17 protein-coding genes are annotated in these 17,363 nt (G+C 70.4%); 8 read left to right on the top strand and 9 right to left on the bottom strand.

The window, feature by feature from the left end; all coding sequences use genetic code 11:
- Positions 1-50 precede the first annotated feature (50 nt).
- The gene (locus BLP95_RS07715) at positions 51-1,451 is read left to right on the top strand and encodes a PhoH family protein (RefSeq protein ID WP_089677926.1); all 1,401 of its coding nucleotides are present in this window, start codon (positions 51-53) and stop codon (positions 1,449-1,451) included.
- A gap of 80 nt (positions 1,452-1,531) precedes the next feature.
- Here BLP95_RS07715 and BLP95_RS07710 read toward each other — a convergent pair whose 3' ends face one another.
- The 7 genes from BLP95_RS07710 to BLP95_RS07680 all read right to left on the bottom strand — a co-directional run bounded on the left by BLP95_RS07710 (position 1,532) and on the right by BLP95_RS07680 (position 9,141).
- Positions 1,532-1,753: a hypothetical protein gene (locus tag BLP95_RS07710; protein WP_089677924.1), complete on the bottom strand. Its 222-nt coding sequence runs from the start codon at positions 1,751-1,753 to the stop codon at positions 1,532-1,534.
- A 70-nt stretch (positions 1,754-1,823) separates the two neighbouring features.
- Positions 1,824-3,161 carry a sensor domain-containing diguanylate cyclase gene (locus tag BLP95_RS07705; protein ID WP_089677922.1) on the bottom strand — a complete coding sequence of 446 codons (1,338 nt, stop codon included), beginning with the start codon at positions 3,159-3,161 and terminating at the stop codon, positions 1,824-1,826.
- A gap of 107 nt (positions 3,162-3,268) precedes the next feature.
- Entirely contained in the window at positions 3,269-4,471 is a 1,203-nt protein-coding gene (gene trpB, locus BLP95_RS07700; RefSeq protein ID WP_089677919.1) for a tryptophan synthase subunit beta, read from the bottom strand.
- 81 nt (positions 4,472-4,552) lie between these two features.
- On the bottom strand, positions 4,553-5,221 hold the full coding sequence (locus tag BLP95_RS07695; protein WP_023005733.1) for an alpha/beta hydrolase: 669 nt from the start codon (positions 5,219-5,221) through the stop codon (positions 4,553-4,555).
- Between the two features lie 242 nt (positions 5,222-5,463).
- Positions 5,464-5,670, bottom strand: coding sequence for a cold-shock protein (locus tag BLP95_RS07690; protein WP_023005734.1), 207 nt, complete (start codon positions 5,668-5,670; stop codon positions 5,464-5,466).
- 208 nt (positions 5,671-5,878) lie between these two features.
- Entirely contained in the window at positions 5,879-7,525 is a 1,647-nt protein-coding gene (locus BLP95_RS07685; RefSeq protein ID WP_089677917.1) for a GMC family oxidoreductase, read from the bottom strand.
- 104 nt (positions 7,526-7,629) lie between these two features.
- Positions 7,630-9,141 carry a CoA-acylating methylmalonate-semialdehyde dehydrogenase gene (locus BLP95_RS07680; protein ID WP_089677915.1) on the bottom strand — a complete coding sequence of 504 codons (1,512 nt, stop codon included), beginning with the start codon at positions 9,139-9,141 and terminating at the stop codon, positions 7,630-7,632.
- 168 nt (positions 9,142-9,309) lie between these two features.
- Here BLP95_RS07680 and BLP95_RS07675 point away from each other — a divergent pair, with 168 nt between their 5' ends.
- The 4 genes from BLP95_RS07675 (at position 9,310) to BLP95_RS07660 (ending at position 13,379) form a co-directional block, all read left to right on the top strand.
- Positions 9,310-10,218, top strand: a complete 909-nt coding sequence (locus BLP95_RS07675; RefSeq protein WP_089677913.1) for a LysR family transcriptional regulator — start codon at positions 9,310-9,312, stop codon at positions 10,216-10,218.
- 73 nt (positions 10,219-10,291) lie between these two features.
- Complete coding sequence (locus BLP95_RS07670) at positions 10,292-10,864, top strand: gamma-glutamylcyclotransferase (protein WP_089677911.1); 573 nt, start codon at positions 10,292-10,294, stop codon at positions 10,862-10,864.
- Entirely contained in the window at positions 10,864-11,655 is a 792-nt protein-coding gene (locus tag BLP95_RS07665; RefSeq protein ID WP_089677909.1) for a sulfite exporter TauE/SafE family protein, read from the top strand. Before BLP95_RS07670 ends, BLP95_RS07665 begins: the two co-directional genes overlap by 1 nt.
- Positions 11,656-11,723: 68 nt before the next feature.
- The gene (locus tag BLP95_RS07660) at positions 11,724-13,379 is read left to right on the top strand and encodes an FMN-binding glutamate synthase family protein (protein WP_089677906.1); all 1,656 of its coding nucleotides are present in this window, start codon (positions 11,724-11,726) and stop codon (positions 13,377-13,379) included.
- 86 nt (positions 13,380-13,465) lie between these two features.
- Here BLP95_RS07660 and BLP95_RS07655 read toward each other — a convergent pair whose 3' ends face one another.
- On the bottom strand, positions 13,466-13,933 hold the full coding sequence (locus BLP95_RS07655) for a PepSY domain-containing protein (RefSeq protein WP_176760247.1): 468 nt from the start codon (positions 13,931-13,933) through the stop codon (positions 13,466-13,468).
- A 112-nt stretch (positions 13,934-14,045) separates the two neighbouring features.
- Between BLP95_RS07655 and BLP95_RS07650 the strand changes: the two genes are divergently transcribed.
- The 3 genes from BLP95_RS07650 to BLP95_RS07640 are packed head-to-tail and all read left to right on the top strand — an operon-like array spanning position 14,046 to position 16,443.
- Positions 14,046-14,423, top strand: coding sequence for a PepSY domain-containing protein (locus tag BLP95_RS07650; RefSeq protein ID WP_089677902.1), 378 nt, complete (start codon positions 14,046-14,048; stop codon positions 14,421-14,423).
- A complete protein-coding gene (locus tag BLP95_RS07645; RefSeq protein ID WP_089677900.1) occupies positions 14,420-15,091 on the top strand; it encodes a response regulator transcription factor in 672 nt (223 codons plus the stop codon). The genes BLP95_RS07650 and BLP95_RS07645 overlap by 4 nt, the downstream gene beginning before the upstream one ends.
- Complete coding sequence (locus tag BLP95_RS07640) at positions 15,088-16,443, top strand: sensor histidine kinase (RefSeq protein ID WP_089677898.1); 1,356 nt, start codon at positions 15,088-15,090, stop codon at positions 16,441-16,443. The genes BLP95_RS07645 and BLP95_RS07640 overlap by 4 nt, the downstream gene beginning before the upstream one ends.
- Here BLP95_RS07640 and BLP95_RS07635 read toward each other — a convergent pair.
- Positions 16,440-17,336, bottom strand: a complete 897-nt coding sequence (locus BLP95_RS07635; protein WP_089677895.1) for a cation diffusion facilitator family transporter — start codon at positions 17,334-17,336, stop codon at positions 16,440-16,442. The two genes, BLP95_RS07640 and BLP95_RS07635, sit on opposite strands and share 4 nt — an antisense overlap.
- Positions 17,337-17,363 lie beyond the last annotated feature (27 nt).

Below are 17,363 nucleotides of genomic sequence, written 5' to 3'. Positions count from 1 at the left end.
TCGGGGCGTCACATGACGTCCCTCTCGCGACAATCAGGAGAGCTGCGCCGATGGTACGCATCGACAAGAAGGCCACCCGGCTGTACGTGCTGGACACCAACGTGCTGCTGCACGACCCCGCCGCCCTCTACCAGTTCGACGAGCATGAGGTGGTCATCCCCATGACCGTGCTCGAGGAGCTCGACAAGCACAAGAACGGCATCCGCGAGATCGCCCGCACCGCCCGCCAGGTCAGCCGCACCCTGTCCGACCTCACCGCCGACGTCGGCCTCGAGCAGATCCGCGACGGCATCCCCATCCCGCGCCTGGAGGGCCACCAGGGGCGGCTACGGCTGCTCTGCTACCCCGACCTCGAGCCCCTCGACACCCTGGACGACAGCCCCGACAACCGCATCCTCGCCGAGACCTGCCGGCTGCGCCGCGAGCGCGACGACGCCTCGGTGATCCTGATCACCAAGGACATCAACCTGCGGGTCAAGGCGGCCGCCCTGGGCGTGCCGGTGGAGGACTACCTCACCGACCGCGCCTTCGACGACAGCGACGCCATGCTCGAGGGGGTCCGGGTCTATCCCGACGCCGGCAGCGAGCTGTGGAACGGCCTGGCGCTGGAGGTCGAGGTGGAGCGCGACGAGCGCCGCGTGCTCTACCGCCTGGCGGGCGAGATCCCCGCCGAGTGGCACCCCGGGATGCTGGTCGCCGACGGCGACTGCGAGGCCGGCTTCGAGGCCATCGTGCGCGCCACCAGCCGTCGCCAGGCCACCCTGGAGCTGCTCACCAACTACCGTCACGGCGCCAGCGTGTGGGGCGTGCACGCCAGCGACTGCCGCCAGAACTTCGCCCTCAACCTGCTGATGGACGAGGGCATCGACCTGGTCACCATCGCCGGCAGCGCCGGCACCGGCAAGACCTTCATGACCCTGGCCGCGGCCTTCCAGCAGACCCTGGACAGCAAGCGCTTCGAGCGCATCGTCTTCACCCGGGCGCCGATCTCCATGAGCGAGGACATCGGCTACCTGCCCGGTACCGAGGAGGAGAAGATGTCGCCCTGGATGGGCGCCTTCCACGACAACATGGACAACCTGCTGCGCGACGAGGATGGCGGCTCAAGCTGGGACAATGGCGCTACCCGCCAGCTGCTCGGCTCCCGGGTACAGATCCGCGCCCCGGGCTTCATGCGCGGGCGCACCCTGAACGACACCTTCCTGATCATCGACGAGGCACAGAACTTCACCCCCAAGCAGCTCAAGTCGCTGGTGACCCGCGCCGGGCGCAACACCAAGATCGTCTGCCTGGGCAACGTCGGCCAGATCGACACCCCCTACCTGACCGCCAACAGCTGCGGCATGGCGGCGGTGGTGCAGCGCTTCCGCGACTGGCCCCACGCCGGCCACGTCACCCTCAAGAGCGTGGAGCGCTCGCGCCTGGCCCTGGCCGGCGAGGAGCTGCTGTAGCCCTGGGCAGGTGCCACAAAGGAGGAAGGCCGGCGCCATCGGCGCCGGCCTTCCGGTTGTCAACTCACGCCCGACGCCACTCAGCCGCGGCGGTTGACCGCGGCCTCGATCAGCGCCTCGCTCTCGCTGCCGGGGCCCTGGCGGATCACCGTCTGGGCCTCGTGCCACAGGCAGACCGCCTTGCCGCAGGAGGCGCAGTGGACCACGTCGTCGGGATTCTTGACCTGGGAGACGCGCATCAGGTGGCTGCCGCAGCCCGGGCAGGCCACCGGCAGGCGGAAGTCTTCGGAGAGTCCGGACATGCAGAGGTACTCCTTGCTGGGATACTGGGCCACTCATCGTGCCGCGGTGGCGCGTGGAATGCCACCCCGCTCAGGGCATGTCGGGCGTCTGCACCAGGGATTCGGGTCCGCAGATGCGGTTGCGGCCGCTGTGCTTGGCGCGATAGAGGGCGCGATCCGCCTGGCCGAGCCCCGCGTCCAGCGAGCCATCGGCGGAGAGCACGGCCAGCCCCAGGCTGACGGTGAAGCGTATGGTCTCACCGTCGGCCTCGAGCTCGATGGCCGCCACCGCCTGGCGCAGCCGCTCGAGGATGGCCCAGGCCTCCTCGGGACGGCTGTCCACCAGCAGCACCACGAACTCCTCGCCACCGATGCGGGCGAAGAGGTCGTAGGGGCGCAGCGACTCGCGGCAGGTGGTGGCGAAGAGCTGCAGGGCCAGGTCGCCCGCGGCATGGCCGTAGGTATCGTTGAGGGCCTTGAAGTGATCCAGGTCGAGCATGGCCAGCGACAGCGTCTGGCCGTGACGGGCGGACCGGGCCAGCGCCGCCTCCCCCTGCTCGAGGAAGGCGCGCCGGTTGAGGGCACCGGTCAGCATGTCGATGCCCACCAGGCGCTGGATGCGCTGCTCGACCTGCTTGCGTTCGTCGATGTCGATCAGCACCCCGTCCCACATCTGCTCCCCTTCGCGGCGTGCCAGGGGGGTGGCGCGGGCCTCTACCCAGCGCAGCCCCCGGGGCAGCGAGAGGCGAAAGTCCAGCTGCCAGGGCGCAAGCGACACCGTCGACTGGGCCAGGACCGCCTCGAGCCGCTGGCGATCCTCGTCGGGCAGTCGTCCGAGCAGCGACTGAGGGGCATCCATGCACTGCTCCGGGGCCAGCCCGAACAGCGACTGCAGCCCCTCGCTGAGGTAGAGGAACTCGAGCCGGCCCTCGCCGTCCTGGCGCAGGCGGAACAGCACCCCGGGCATGCGCGCCACGCTGCCCTCCAGCCGTGTCAGCTGGTGGCGCTCACGCAGCTCGCGCTCGCGCATGCCGGTGACATCGTACTGCATCACCAGCAGGCGCGGCGGCGCCTCGCCCTGCTGGAGCGGCTGGATCATGGTGGTCTGGTGGCGCAGGGAGCCATCGGCGCGGCGGCACAGCAGCACCCCCTGCCAGGCACGCCGCGTCGCCAGGCACTGCTCCAGCGCCTGGGCGAAGTCCCCGCGCAGGGGGTCGATATCGAGCATCACCGCCCGCCGCCCGAGCAGCTGCTCCGGCGGGTAGCCGGCATGGCGCTCGAAGGCCGGGTTGACCTCGCACACCACCCCCTGGTCATCGAGCAGCATGACCGCACCGGGGTAGTGCGCCAGCAGCAGCGCGTCGAGGCCCGCCCCTGCGGTCGACTCGCCGCGCCACCAGCGTTGCCATCTCTTCCTGAGTGGTAGCATCTCCTCGCCCCGCGGTTCCCTGTAGGTGGCCGGGCCTCTCCGAGCCCTGGCCCCACCCTACTCCAGTTTTCCGCGCAGGGCACCACCCGACGGCCGGGGCTCGCCGCCTACAGCCCCAGGCGAGCGGCCACGTAGTCGGCATCCTTGTCGCCGCGGCCGGAGAGGTTGACCAGGATATGCTGGTCGGCGGGCAGGGTCGGGGCCACGCGCATCGCCCAGGCCACGGCGTGGGCGCTCTCCAGCGCCGGTATGATGCCTTCGACGCGGGAGAGGGTCAGGAAGGCCTCCAGGCACTCGTCGTCGCTGGCGCTCTGATAGTCGACCCGGCCTAGCTCCTTGAGGTAGCTGTGCTGGGGCCCCACGCCCGGGTAGTCGAGGCCGGAGGCGATGGAGTGCACCGGCATGGGATTGCCGGCCTCGTCCTCCAGCACGTAGCAGGCCATGCCGTGGATCTCGCCGGGCTTGCCCAGCGTCAGGGTCGCCGAGTGGCGCGGGGTGTCGAGGCCCTCGCCGGCCGGCTCCACGCCCACAAGGTGCACGGAGTCATCGTCCAGGAAGGCGGTGAACATGCCCATGGCGTTGGAGCCACCGCCCACGCAGGCGGTGACGTGGTCCGGCAGGCGGCCGTGGCGCGCCAGGAATTGCTCCCGCGACTCGCGGCCGATGACCGACTGGAAGTCGCGCACCATCTTGGGGAAGGGGTGCGGCCCCACCACCGAGCCGATGGCGTAGATGAAGTGCTGCGGGTCCTTGAGGTACTCCTCGAAGGCGCTGTCCACGGCGTCCTTGAGGGTCGCCGTGCCGCGTGTCACCGGGATCAGGGTGGCCCCCAGGATCTTCATCTTGGTGACGTTGGGGTGCTCCTTCTCGATGTCCACCTGGCCCATGTGGATCTCGCAGGGGATGCCCACCAGGGCGCAGGCGGTGGCAAGCGCCACGCCGTGCTGGCCGGCGCCGGTCTCGGCGATCACCTTGGTCTTGCCCATGAACCTGGCGAGCAGCGCCTCGCCCAGGCAGTGGTTGATCTTGTGGGCGCCGGTATGGTTCAGGTCCTCGCGCTTGAGGTGGATCTGGGCGCCGCCCAGCGTCTCGGAGAGACGCCGGGCATGGAAGATCGGGCTGGGGCGGCCCACGTAGTCGGCGAAGAGGCTGGCGAGCTCGGCCTGGAAGTCCTCGCAGACGCGGATCTCCTCATAGGCGGCGTCGATCTCGTCCATCACCGCCTTGAGCTCCGGGGGGATCAGCTGGCCGCCGAAGCGGCCGAAGTAGCCCTGGGCATCGGGGAGGTTGGCGTAGGGGGAGGTGCTCATGTCGGATACCTGCGGGCATGGAGGGTCGTGAGACGCATCCTGCCCGCCGGCGACGGGGCTGTCGAGGCGACCTTCGGCGACTCAGCGCGCCAGGCGCTGGCCCAGCCAGTGGCCGATGTCCGCCACCTGCTGGGGGCAGACGGCGTGCGCCATGGGGTACTGGCGGTAGTGGGCCGGGTAGCCCAGCCGCTTGACCGTCTCGAAGCCCGCCTTGCCCAGCGCCTCGGGCACCACCGGGTCGAAGCTGCCGTGGTGCACCTCGATGGGCAGCTCGCGGTTGGCCTCGGCGAGCGCGATGGAGTCGGCGGTGGCGAAGTAGGTGGAGAGCGCCAGCAGTCCGCCCAGCGGCTGCTCGAAGGAGAGCGCCGCCTGATAGGCCACCGCGCCGCCCTGGGAGAAACCGGCCAGGATGATGCGCCGGCTGTCGATGCCGTGGCCGATCTGCTCGCGCACCAGGCCCTGGATGCGCTCCGCGGAGGCGATAAGCTGCGGCTCGTCGACGCGACGGTCGAGGCTCATCTCCTTGATGTCGTACCACGCCGGCATCACCATGCCGCCGTTGATGGTCACCGGCAGGCGCGGGGCGTGGGGCAGGATGAAGCGCACGCTGGCATCCCGCGGCAGCGACAGGGCCGGCACCAGCGGCTCGAAGTCACGACCGTCGGCGCCCAGGCCGTGGAGGATGAAGACGCAGGCGTCGGCGGGGGTGCCGCCCTGGGGATCGATGATCAGCTCACCGGGTTCGCTCATGGCTCGGGGTCTCCAGCGGGAAAAGGACTTACCCTAGCGCACTGCGCCGGGGCTGGCCATGGCGGGAACGAGTCCCCCAGGGTGATCGCAGACAGAAGCAAGGCGCAAGGCGCTACCGGCGCCTTTCGCTATCGCCGCATGGCTAACGGCGATAGCCCTGACGGGCACCCAGACAGCAGAAAGGCCCGCCGAGGCGAGCCTTTCATCATGCGCAGGGCTTACGCCCGGGCAATCACATCAGATCAGTCGATGACCTTGATGTTGGAGGCCTGGAGGCCCTTCTTGCCCTGAGTGACCTCGAAGGAGACCTTCTGGCCGTCCTGCAGGGTCTTGAAGCCGTCGGCCTGAATCTCGGAGAAGTGTGCGAACAGGTCGTCGCCGCTGTCGTCCGGAGAGATGAAGCCGTAGCCCTTGGTGTCGTTGAACCACTTGACGGTACCGGTAGCCATGATCGAATTCCTCGAATAGCGTTTTGATTTGCCGGGAAATACCCGAGTTGCAGTGGGTAAAACAAGAAACGTTCCCGGGAAAATCGAGGCGCTAGAGCGTTCGATGCCTACCTGGGGTGTTACGACTTGCTAACCAACTGCGTTCAGCATGCGCCCTTGGCGGGCGCACGTCAAACACTATTTGCACTGGATGACCGGAACGTGACGCTCAGGCCCCGGCGAGGATCCAGCGTGCCGCCTTCTCGGCGATCATCAGCGTCGGCGAGTTGGTGTTGCCGCTGGTGATGGTGGGCATCACGCTGGCGTCCACCACCCGCAGGCCCGCCACGCCGCGCACCCGCAGGTGCGGGTCGACCACCGCCATGGGGTCGTCGTCGCGCCCCATCTTCGCCGTGCCCACCGGGTGGAAGATGGTGGTGCCGATGTCGCCGGCCAGGCGCGCCAGGTCGTCGTCGCTCTGGTACTCGAGGCCGGGCTTGACCTCCTCCGGCGCGTACCTGGCGAAGGCGGGCTGGCTCGCGATGCGCCGGGTGACCCGCAGCGAGTCGGCCGCCACCTGGCGATCCTCGGGGGTGCTCAGGTAGTTGGGCGCGATGGCCGGGGCCTGGCGCGGATCGCGGCTTCGGATGCGCACCGTGCCGCGGCTGGTGGGGTTGAGGTTGCAGACGCTGGCGGTGATCGCCGGGAAGGTGTCGAGGGGCTGGCCGAAGGCGGGCAGGCTCAGCGGCTGCACGTGGTACTCGATATTGGGATGCGTGAAGGCCTCGCTGCTGCGGGTGAAGGCGCACAGCTGCGAGGGCGCCATGCTCATGGGTCCCGAGCGCTTCAGCGCATACTCCAGGCCGATCTTCGCCTTGCCCACCAGGGAGTTGGCCATGGTGTTGAGGGTCCTGGCCCCTTTTACCTTGTAGACCGAACGGATCTGCAGATGGTCCTGGAGGTTCTCCCCTACCCCGGGCAGGTCGGCCACCACCGAGATGTCGTGTTCGGCGAGCAGCGCCGCCGGGCCGATGCCGGAGAGCTGCAGCAGCTGGGGCGAGCCGATCGCCCCGGCGGCCAGGATCACCTCGCGCCCGGCGCGCACCACGGTTTGCTCACCGCCGCGCTCGACGCGCACGCCGCGGGCCCGGGGCTCGCCTTCCTCGCGGTCGAGCTCCAGCCCCAGCACCTGGGTGGAGTGCCACAGGGTCAGGTTGTCGCGCCTCTCGACGTCGCGCAGGAAGGCCTTGGCGGTGTTCCAACGGAAGCCGCGTCGCTGGTTGACCTCGAAGTAGTCGACCCCCTCGTTGTCGCCACGGTTGAAGTCGCGGGTACGCGGGATCCCCGCCTCCACCGCCGCGGTGGCGAAGTCGTCCAGCACCTGCCACCTGAGGCGCTGCTTCTCCACCCGCCACTCGCCGCCGTGGCCGTGGTAGTCGGCGTGATCGGGGTCGGCGTCGCCCCCCTCGTCCAGGCGATAGTGGTGCTCGTGGCGCCGAAAGTCGGGCAGGCAGTGCTCCCAGCGCCACTCGGGCTCGCCGGTGAGCTCGGCCCAGCCGTCGTAGTCGCGGGCCTGGCCACGGATGTAGAGCATGCCGTTGATGCTCGAGCAGCCGCCCAGGGTCTTGCCGCGGGGGTAGATCAGCGAGCGGCCGTTGAGGCCGGCGTCAGGCTCGGTGCGGAAGCGCCAGTCGGTGCGCGGGTTGTCGATGCAGTAGAGGTAGCCCACTGGGATATGGATCCAGTGGTAGTTGTCGCGCCCCCCCGCCTCGATCAGCAGCACCCGGTTGGCCGGGTCGGCGCTCAGGCGGTTGGCCAGCAGGCAGCCGGCGGTGCCGGCCCCCACCACGATATAGTCGAATTCCTGTTCCGCCATGGCGTACTCTCGGTGATGACTTCACTCGAGGCTGTTCCGGAGACGACGCTACTTCCCCTTCACGTCGTCCCCGGCGCCTCTCGTTCATTCGGTGATCGGCAGCCTTACTTGTGAGTCGGCATGGCGAACTCGGCGCCGCCGCGGATGGAGTCGGACCAGCGCTGCATGATCGACTTCTGCTTGGTATAGAAGCGCACGCCCTCCTCGCCGTAGGCATGGGTGTCGCCGAACAGCGAGCGCTTCCAGCCGCCGAAGCCGTGCCAGGCCATGGGCACCGGGATCGGCACGTTGATGCCCACCATGCCCACCTGAATGCGCCGCCCGAACTCGCGGGCCACGCTGCCGCTCTCGGTGAAGCAGCTCACCCCGTTGCCGAACTCGTGGGCGTTGATCAGCTCGATGGCGGTGGCCACGTCCGGGACCCGCACGCAGACCAGCACCGGGCCGAAGATCTCCTCCCGATAGATGGTCATCTCCGGGGTGACATGGTCGAACAGGGTGCCGCCCATCCAGAAGCCCTGCTCGCAGCCCTCGCCGGTGGCGGAAGCATCGAAGTCGCGACCATCGACCACCAGCTCGGCGCCCTCCTCCACGCCCTTGGCGATGTAGCCGGTGATGCGCTGGTGGGCCTGGCGGGTGACGATGGGCCCCATCTCGGCGTCGAGCTGCATGCCGTCCTTGACCTTGAGGGCGCGCGCCCGCTCGGCCAGGCGCGGCACCACCTGGTCGGCCACGTCGCCCACCAGCACCGCCACGCTGATCGCCATGCAGCGCTCGCCGGCGGAACCGTAGGCGGCGCCGATCAGGGCATCCACCGCCTTGTCGAGGTCGGCGTCGGGCATCACCACCATATGGTTCTTGGCCCCGCCCAGGGCCTGAACCCGCTTGCCGTGGCGTGCACCACGCTCGTAGATCAGGTTGGCGATGGGGGTGGAGCCGACGAAGGAGAGCGCGCGCACCTCGGGGTGGTCGATCAGCGCCTCGACGCTCTCCTTGTCGCCCTGCACCACGTTGAAGACGCCATCGGGCAGCCCGGCCTGCTTGAGCAGGTCGGCGATCATCAGCGAGGCGCTGGGGTCGAGCGGGCTCGGCTTGAGGATGAAGGTGTTGCCGGTAGCGATGGCGACCGGGAACATCCACATCGGCACCATGGCCGGGAAGTTGAAGGGGGTGATGCCGGCCACCACGCCCAGCGGCTGGCGCATCGTCCAGTTGTCGATGCCGCTGCTCACCTGCTCGGTGTAGTCGCCCTTGAGCAGCTGCGGGATGCCGCAGGCGAACTCGACGATATCGATGCCCCGGGCCACCTCGCCCTGGGCATCGGTGAACACCTTGCCGTGCTCCTTGGTGATCGCCTCGGCCAGGGCGTCCTTGTTGGCGTTGAGCAGCTCGAGGAACTTGAACAGCACCCGCGCACGGCGGATCGGCGGGGTATCGGCCCAGGCCGGAAAGGCCGCGGCGGCGGCGCTCACCGCGCCATCGACGTCGGCGGCGCTGGCCAGCGCCACCTGGCCGGTGACCTCGCCGGTGGCCGGGTTGGTGACCGGCTGGGTGCGGCCGGACTCGCCGCCGGAGATGGCGCCGTTGATATAATGCTGGATGCTGGCTGCGCTCATGTCTCGCCTCATCATTGTCGTCGGGGATGCTCCCGAAGGGATGGCTCGGGAAGCCCGTATCATGGGAATGCAACCCTTCCAGACTAGCGCGCCGCCGGCCGGGATCAATTGAGAAATCCAAAAGCAGCGTATAAGTTTCTCTGATATCACTCCTCCCGGAGCCCCCCCATGGCCGACCTTCAGACCCTGCGCGCCTTCGTCGGCGTGGCCCGCGCGGGCAGCGTCTCCCGCGCCGCCGAACGCCTGCACCTGACCCAGCCCGCGGTCAGCCTCAAGCTCAAGCAGCTCCAGCAGGAGATGGGGCTGACCCTGTTCCGCCGCCGCCCCCAGGGGCTCGTGCTGACCGAGGATGGCGAGGCGCTGCTGCCCGCCGCCGACAAGGCGCTGGCCGCCATGGCCGCCTTCGAGCAGCAGGCCCGGGCGCTGCACAGCACCCTGCGCGGCCGGCTGCGCATCGGCACCATCGTCGACCCCGAGTTCATCCGCCTCGGTGCCTTCCTGCACCGCCTGGTGGAGCGCGCCCCGCAGCTGGAGACCGAGCTCTCCCACGGCATGAGCGGCAGCGTGCTGGCCCGCCTGGGCCGCGACGAGCTCGACGTCGGCTTCTACCTGGCGCCACCCGGCGAGGGGCCCGGCGCGCAGGCCGACACCATCGCCCACCGCGAGCTGACCCACTTCGACTACCGGGTGATCGCTCCGGCGGGCTGGGGCGGCCGCCTGGCCGGGGCGGACTGGGCCCGGCTGGCCGGCCTGCCCTGGATCGTCACGCCGCCCGACTCGGTGCATCAGCGCCTGCTCGAGGGGACGCTGGCGCCCCTGGGACTGGCGCCGCGCGGGGTGGCCCGGGTCGACCAGGAGGCGTGCATGCTCGACCTGGTGCGCGCCGGCGTGGGGCTGAGCCTGGCGCGGGACACCCTGGCCATGACCGAACGCCAGGAGCGCGGCCTGGCACTCGCCGAGGGGATCCGCCTGCCCTGCGCGCTGTGCTTCCTGTGGCCCCGGGGCCGCGAGGAGGACCCGGTGATCGCCGAGGCCCTCTCGGCCCTGGAGGCGGTATGGGGAGGCCCGGAGGCCTGAGGGCGCCTTCGACATCGCGCCAGCGGCGGCGCATCATGACGCCTTTTCCGACCCACGACGCCACGACCTCGACATGAGCCACGACACCACCCAGCAGAATCGACAGCGCAACCACTTCGCCGGCCACGACGCCATCTGGCTGTTCGGCTACGGCTCGCTGATCTGGAAGGCCGATTTCCCCTACCTGGAGCGCCGCCCGGCGCATATCCACGGCTGGGTGCGGCGCTTCTGGCAGGGTTCCCACGACCATCGCGGTACCCCGGAGGCGCCGGGCCGGGTGGTCACCCTGGTGCGTGAACCGGGGGCGGTCTGCCACGGCATGGCCTACCGCATCACCCCCGAGGTGCTCGCCCCCCTCGACGTGCGCGAGAAGAATGGCTACCTGCGCGAGGTGATCACCCTGGGCTTCGACGACGACGCCGGGGGGCATGCGGAGGGGCTGGTCTACCTGGCCGGCGCCGACAACGCCGCCTACCTCGGCGACGCCCCGCTGGACGCCATCGCCGCCCAGATCGCCGCCGCCCACGGCCCCAGCGGCCCCAACCGCGACTACCTGCTGCACCTGGCCGAGGCGCTGCGCGCCCTCGAGGTCGAGGATGAGCACGTCTTCGCCCTGGCCGCCAGGCTGCCCGGAGAACGTGACTGATGGAAGCGCTCGCGACCTGGCAGTACCTGGCGATCGCCCTGATCTTCGTATGGAGCGGTTTCGTGCGCACCAGCCTGGGCTTCGGCGGCGCGGTGCTGTCGCTGCCCTTCCTGCTGCTGGTCCACGACCAGCCGCTGGTGTTCCTGCCGATCATCGCCATCCACCTGCTGATCTTCTCCAGCTGGATCGCCTGGAACGGCCATCGCCAACTGGTGGCCGAGAACGGCGGCCGCAAGCCGGCCGAGGGCAACATCGACTGGGCCTACCTGTGGCGGGCCATGAAGGTGATGATCGTGCCCAAGCTGGTGGGGGTGGTGGGCCTGCTGACCCTGCCCGGCCACGTGATGACCAGCATCATCTTCGTGATCGTGCTGGTCTATGCGGTGGGCTACGTGCTCGACAAGCCCTTCCGCAGCCACCACCCCTGGGTCGACGCCCTGCTGCTGGCGCTGGGTGGCTATGTCAGCGGCACCTCGCTGATCGGCGCGCCGCTGATCGTGGCGGTGTTCGCCACCCACGTGGCGGCCCGGCAGCTACGCGACACGCTCTTCGTGCTGTGGTTCATCCTGGTGCTGATCAAGATGGTCTCCTTCCTGATCGCCGGGGTCGACCTGCAGCTGATCCACCAGCTGTGGCTGCTGCCCTGCGCCCTGGTGGGGCACCTGCTGGGCGAGCGTGCCCACCGCTACCTGGTGGGCAGCCGCACCAACCTCTACTTCCGGGTGCTGGGCGCGGTGCTGATCCTGGTCAGCCTGGTGGGGCTGGTCAGCGGCCTCGGCGCTGCCGGCTGAGCCGAGGGCCGCGCGTCACGGCCCGGCGCCCCACGCCCTTCCCTCCACGTCACCGCAAGGAGTGCGTCATGTCGCCCCTCTCCCGCCTCGCTGCCCTGCCGCTGCGCTACGGCGCCTATGCGCTCAGCCTGCTGGGCCTGGCCGTCAGCCTGGCCGGCCTGGCCCTCCTCTCCCCCTGGTGGGGCTGGGGGGTGCTGGCCTTCGGCCTGCTCGCCGCCCTGGGCACCCATGACCTGCTGCAGCGCCGCCACACGGTCAGCCGCAACTACCCGATCCTGGCCCACCTGCGCTACAACCTGGAGTCGTTCGGTCCGGAGGTCCGCCAGTACTTCATCCAGAACGACACCGACGAGGTGCCCTTCTCCCGCGAGCAGCGGCGCCTGATCTACCAGCGCGCCAAGGGGATAAGCGACAAGCGCCCCTTCGGCTCGCTGCATCATATGAGCCATACCGGCTATGAGTGGATGAACCCCTCCCTGGCGCCGGCCCATATCGAGCCCGGTGAGCTGCGCATCACGGTAGGCGCCGAGCGCGCCAGGCCTTACTCGGCCAGCGTGTTCAACATCTCGGCGATGAGCTTCGGTGCCCTCTCCGCCAACGCCATCAGCGCCCTCAACGATGGCGCCCGGGAAGGCGGCTTCTATCATGACACCGGCGAAGGGGCGATCTCGCCCTACCACCGCCGCGGCGGCGACCTGGTCTGGGAGATCGGCTCGGGCTACTTCGGCTGCCGCGACGAGGCCGGGCGCTTCGACCCCGAGCGCTTCCGCCAGGCGGCCCGCCAGGACGCCGTCAAGATGATCGAGATCAAGCTCTCCCAGGGCGCCAAGCCGGGCCACGGCGGCATCCTGCCCGGCGCCAAGGTCACCGCGGAGATCGCCAGCACCCGCGGCGTCCCACCAGGCCGCGACGTCATCTCGCCGGCGGCCCACTCCGCCTTTACCACGCCGAACGAGATGATCGACTTCATCGTGCGGCTGCGCGACCTGGCCGGCGGCAAGCCTGTCGGCATCAAGCTCGCCATCGGCCACCCCTGGGAGTGGTTCGCCATCGTCAAGGCGATGCTCGAACGCGGTGAGCACCCCGACTTCGTGGTGGTCGATGGCGGCGAAGGCGGCACCGGCGCCGCCCCCCTGGAGTTCATCAACCACCTGGGCATGCCGCTGACCGAGGCGCTGCTGCTGGTACACAACACCCTGGTGGGTGCCGGCCTCCGCGACCGGGTGCGACTGGCGGCGGCCGGCAAGCTGACCAACGCCTTCGATATCGCCCGGACCATGGCCCTGGGGGCCGACTGGTGCAACGCCGCTCGCGGCTTCATGTTCGCCCTGGGTTGCATCCAGGCCCGCAGTTGTCACACCGACCGCTGCCCCAGTGGCGTCGCCACCCAGGACACCCTGCGCGGCAGCCGCCTGGACGTACCCACCAAGGCCCAGCGGGTGACAAGCTTCCACGGCAACACCGTCGCCGCGCTCGCCGAGATGCTGGGCGCCGCCGGGCTTCGCCACTCCTGCGAACTGGGCCCGGAGCATGTGCTGCACCGGGTGTCACGCCATGAGGTGAAAAGCTTCGCCGAGCTGCATGACCACCTGACCCCGGGTGAGCTGCTGGCGGGCGGTGCCGACCGTCACCCGGTGTTCCGCGACTTCTGGGAGAGCGCCAGCGCCGACAGTTTCGCCCCGCCCGAGTCAGTCATCAGGCTGCGCTACAGCAAGCTCTACTGAAGGCCCAAGAAGAGGGCCCGACACCTGGCGCGTCGGGCCCTCTCATCACGATCGAGTCGGTGGCCGGGAAAGTCCCCGGCCGAGGATCAATCGTGCTCGACCTCGAGCACTTCGCCGTCACGGCTCTTGACCTCCAGCTCACGGCCCTCGGCGTCGACGCCCTCGATGTCGACGCGGCCGTCGCGGTCGACCTGGAGCTCCTCGAACTCGACCAGGCCCTCGGCCACGGCCAGCGCCATGGCATCGCGCACCTCGGCCTCGCTGAGGCCCCAGGCGCCGCCGTCGCGCTTCTTGCGCTCCTCCTTCAGGCTCTCGCCGCTGGCCAGGTCGAAGCTCACCTCGGCCTGCCACTCGTCATCGAGCCAGCCCTCGACCTCGACGCGGTCGGCGCGCTTCACCTCGATCTCATCAAAGGTCTGGAAGCCGAAGTCGCCGGCCTGGGCCAGCACCTCGTCGAGGCGCTCGGTGGCGAGGCGATCATCGGCGGCCTGGGCCAGGGTGGCGGCGCCCAGCAGGGCGGCCAGGGAGGCGGTCAGGATCATCTTGCGTTGCATGGTGTCGTCCTCTTGTCTGCGGGTTGCCGAGCCATTACACACCGTCCCACCTTGCCCGAAGGTGACGAAGCCGTTCATGCTCTGTTCATGTTGCCCCTGGCACCCTGAGCCCATGCTGACACGACACCCCCACCCTCGCCCCCACCTGCGCCCCCGGCTGATGCTGCTGGCCGGCCTGCTCGCAGGGCTGCTGGTACAACTGGCCGCCTTGCCCGCGACGGCCGAGGAGCACTGGCAGGAGCTCCACGAGGCGGTGCGCGAGGAGCGAGTCGTGGCCCTGCCCGAGATCCTCGACTGGCTGGAGGCGCGCTACGCGGGCCAGGTGCTGGAGATGGAGCTGGAGCGCGACGACGACCGGCTGGTCTACGAGATCGAGATGCTCGGTCCCCAGGGGCAGAAGGTGGAGTTCGAGTTCGACGCCGAGAGCGGCGAGCTGATCGGCATGGAGGGCGTGAGGATCGACGCCATGCGACGCAAGGAGGCACCGTGAAGGTACTGCTGGTGGAGGACGACCCGGCGCTGGCCGAGGCGCTGGGCGAGGCGCTCGGGGATGCCGGCCTGCTGCTCGAGCACACCGCCAGCGGCGACGAGGCGGACTTCCTGGTGCGCACCGAGGCCTACGACGCGGTGATCCTCGACCTGGGCCTGCCCGACGGCGACGGCAGCCGCTGGCTCGCCGAGTGGCGCGAGGACGGCCTCGAGCTGCCGGTGCTGGTGCTCACCGCCCGCACCCGCTGGGCCGACAAGGCCGCCGGCTTCTCCGCCGGCGCCGACGACTACGTGACCAAGCCCTTCGAGACCGCCGAGGTCCTCTTCCGGCTCCACGCACTGGTGCGCCGCCGCCACGGCCACGCCCACCCGGTGATCCGGGTGGGCGAGCTGGCCTTCGACACCCACAGCGGCAGCGTCACCCTGGCCGGGCGACCGGTCAGCCTCACCGCCCAGGAGTCGCGGCTGCTCGCCTACCTGGCCCACGCCGCCCCGCGGGTGGTCAGCCGCAGCGAGCTCGCCGAGCACGTCTACGACCGCGACCACGAACCCGACTCCAACGTCATCGACGTGCAGATCAGCCGCCTGCGCCGCAAGCTGGGGGCTTCGCGCATCGAGACCCGACGCGGCCAGGGCTACCGCCTGGTCGACACCGACGACGCGCCATGACCCGACGTCGCCTTTCCCTGGCCAGCCGGCTGATGCTGGCGACGCTTTCGATCCTGCTGGTCTCGCTGCCCCTCGCCGGCATCGCCCTCTCCCGCCATGTCGAGGCCACCGCCACCGCCGCCTTCGACGAGCGGCTGGAGTCGCTGCTCAGGGTGGTCGTCGCCGGGCTGGCCTGGGACGAGGTCGCCGGCGAGCTGGTGCTGCAGCGCGACCTGGGCGAGCCGCGCTTCAGCCGGGTCTTCTCGGGCTGGTACTGGCAGGCCAGCGACGGCGGCGAGCACACCCTCGCCTCGCGCTCGCTGTGGGACCAGCGCCTGGCCACCGCCACCCACCCCGAGGTCGCCTTCCGCGACCTCACGGGGCCGCGCGGCACGCCGCTGCGCGCCATCGAACGCGACATCCGCCTCGCCCCGCTGGCCGCACCGCTGCATGTGGCCGTGGCGATCTCCCGGGCGTCGCTGGACAGCGAGATCGTCCGCTTCGACCGCCTGCTGGCACTCTCCCTGGCCGGCCTCGGCGCGCTGCTGCTGGCCGCCCTGGCGCTGCAGATCCGCTGGGGGCTGGCCCCGCTGCGCCGCCTGCGCGCCGACCTTCGCCGGGTGGAGGATGGCGAGGCCGAGCGCCTGGACACTCGCCTCCCCGAGGAGCTCGCCCGCCTGGCCGCGGCCATGAACGGCGTGCTGGAGCGCGACCGCCGGCTGATGGCCCACGCCCGCCACGCCGCCGGCAACCTGGCCCACGCCCTGAAGACCCCGGTCAGCGTGCTGACCACCCTGGCCGACGGCATCGAGGAGCCGCGGCGCGGGCGCCTGCGCGAGGAGCTCGCGCGCATCGACGCCGCGGTGCGTCACCACCTGGCGCGGGCCACGGCGGCGGGCGACGCCGGCCTGGCGCCACGGGTGGCGGTGGCCGAGGTGCTCGCCCCCATCGTCGAGGGACTGGGGCGCCTGGCCGAGCGACGCGGTATCGTGCTCAGGGTGGCACTGCCCGCCACCCTGCGCGTGCGCCTGGATCCTCAGGACCTGCAGGAGCTGGCCGGTAACCTGCTCGACAACGCCCTGCGCTGGGCGTCACGCGAGGTGCGCCTCGACGGCGGCGAAGCGGAGGACGGGGTGTGGCTGGCGGTGGAGGACGACGGCCCCGGCATGGACGAGGCCCAGCGCCAGGCGGCCCTGGGGCGCGGCGCTCGGCTCGACGAGCAGCGTTCCCAGAGCGGCCTGGGGCTTGCCATCGTCGGCGAGCTGGTGGCGCTGCACGGCGGCGAGCTTACGCTTGCGCGCTCGGCGCTGGGCGGACTGGCCGCGCGGGTTCGGCTGCCAGCGAGCCCGCTGCGCGAGCGAGACCCGGGCTAGGCCTCGTCGGCGCAGTCGCCCGGCGCCTCGACCTGGATGGTGGCGTGGCGGATGCCGTAGCGCTCCACCAGCAGCGCCTTGATCGCCACCAGGGTCGCCTGGCGATCCTCCCCCGCCGCCACCGCGGCATGCAGCGAGACCAGGTGACGCGCCGGGGTCAGCGACCAGACATGCACGTGGTGGACGTCCTGCACCGCCGGCAACGCCGCGGGGATCTCCCGGCGCAGGGTCGCGGCATCGGGATCCTCGGGCGAGCCCTCCAGCAGGATATGCCCCGCCTCGCGGGTGAGCTTCCAGGCGCTCCTCAGGATCAGCGCCGCCACCAGCAGCGACAGCAGCGGGTCGATGGGGGTCCAGCCGGTGGCCAGTATCACCACGGCGGCGACGATGGCCGCCACCGAGCCCAGCAGGTCGCCCAGCACGTGCAGGGCGGCCCCGCGCATGTTGAGGTTGTCGCGATCGCCGCCGTGGAGGATGGCGAACACCACCAGGTTCACCACCAGCCCCAGCACGGCGATGGTCAGCATGGTGCCGCCCATCACCTCCACCGGCGCGAGGAAGCGGCGCAGCGCCTCGATGGCGATCCACACCACGATGGCGATCAGGGTGATGCCGTTGACGAAGGCGGCCAGGGTCTGCACCCGGTGGTAGCCGTAGCTGCGCCGACCGTCCGCGGGCCGCTGGCTGATCCAGGCGGCGAACCAGGCCAGCGCCAGGGCGGCGGTGTCGGTCAGCATATGGCCGGCGTCGGCCAGCAGCGCCAGCGAGCCGGAGACGATGCCGCCCACCACCTCGGCGACCATGAAGCCGCCGGTAAGCAGGATCGCCCAGCTCAACCGGCGCCGGCTGTCGTGGGCGTGATGGGCGTGGTCATGGGCATGATCGTGGGACATGGGGCCCTCCTGTGGCGGGCCCCAGCA

It is taken from the genome of Halomonas shengliensis (assembly GCF_900104135.1).
Classification (GTDB): domain Bacteria; phylum Pseudomonadota; class Gammaproteobacteria; order Pseudomonadales; family Halomonadaceae; genus Halomonas; species Halomonas shengliensis.
Note: the sequence above shows the minus strand (reverse complement) of the source record. Positions and strands in the feature narration are given on the sequence as shown.

Bases quoted from the DNA above. Each gene is read 5' to 3' on its own strand.
- BLP95_RS07655 (WP_176760247.1), bottom strand. From the start codon at position 13,933: ATGCAACGCAAGATGATCCTGACCGCCTCCCTGGCCGCCCTGCTGGGC.
- BLP95_RS07660 (WP_089677906.1), top strand. From the start codon at position 11,724: ATGTCGCCCCTCTCCCGCCTCGCTGCCCTGCCGCTGCGCTACGGCGCC.
- BLP95_RS07675 (WP_089677913.1), top strand. From the start codon at position 9,310: ATGGCCGACCTTCAGACCCTGCGCGCCTTCGTCGGCGTGGCCCGCGCG.
- trpB (WP_089677919.1), bottom strand. From the start codon at position 4,471: ATGAGCACCTCCCCCTACGCCAACCTCCCCGATGCCCAGGGCTACTTC.
- BLP95_RS07640 (WP_089677898.1), top strand. From the start codon at position 15,088: ATGACCCGACGTCGCCTTTCCCTGGCCAGCCGGCTGATGCTGGCGACG.
- BLP95_RS07695 (WP_023005733.1), bottom strand. From the start codon at position 5,221: ATGAGCGAACCCGGTGAGCTGATCATCGATCCCCAGGGCGGCACCCCC.
- BLP95_RS07665 (WP_089677909.1), top strand. From the start codon at position 10,864: ATGGAAGCGCTCGCGACCTGGCAGTACCTGGCGATCGCCCTGATCTTC.
- BLP95_RS07670 (WP_089677911.1), top strand. From the start codon at position 10,292: ATGAGCCACGACACCACCCAGCAGAATCGACAGCGCAACCACTTCGCC.
- BLP95_RS07690 (WP_023005734.1), bottom strand. From the start codon at position 5,670: ATGGCTACCGGTACCGTCAAGTGGTTCAACGACACCAAGGGCTACGGC.
- BLP95_RS07685 (WP_089677917.1), bottom strand. From the start codon at position 7,525: ATGGCGGAACAGGAATTCGACTATATCGTGGTGGGGGCCGGCACCGCC.
- BLP95_RS07635 (WP_089677895.1), bottom strand. From the start codon at position 17,336: ATGTCCCACGATCATGCCCATGACCACGCCCATCACGCCCACGACAGC.
- BLP95_RS07710 (WP_089677924.1), bottom strand. From the start codon at position 1,753: ATGTCCGGACTCTCCGAAGACTTCCGCCTGCCGGTGGCCTGCCCGGGC.
- BLP95_RS07705 (WP_089677922.1), bottom strand. From the start codon at position 3,161: ATGCTACCACTCAGGAAGAGATGGCAACGCTGGTGGCGCGGCGAGTCG.
- BLP95_RS07715 (WP_089677926.1), top strand. From the start codon at position 51: ATGGTACGCATCGACAAGAAGGCCACCCGGCTGTACGTGCTGGACACC.
- BLP95_RS07650 (WP_089677902.1), top strand. From the start codon at position 14,046: ATGCTGACACGACACCCCCACCCTCGCCCCCACCTGCGCCCCCGGCTG.
- BLP95_RS07680 (WP_089677915.1), bottom strand. From the start codon at position 9,141: ATGAGCGCAGCCAGCATCCAGCATTATATCAACGGCGCCATCTCCGGC.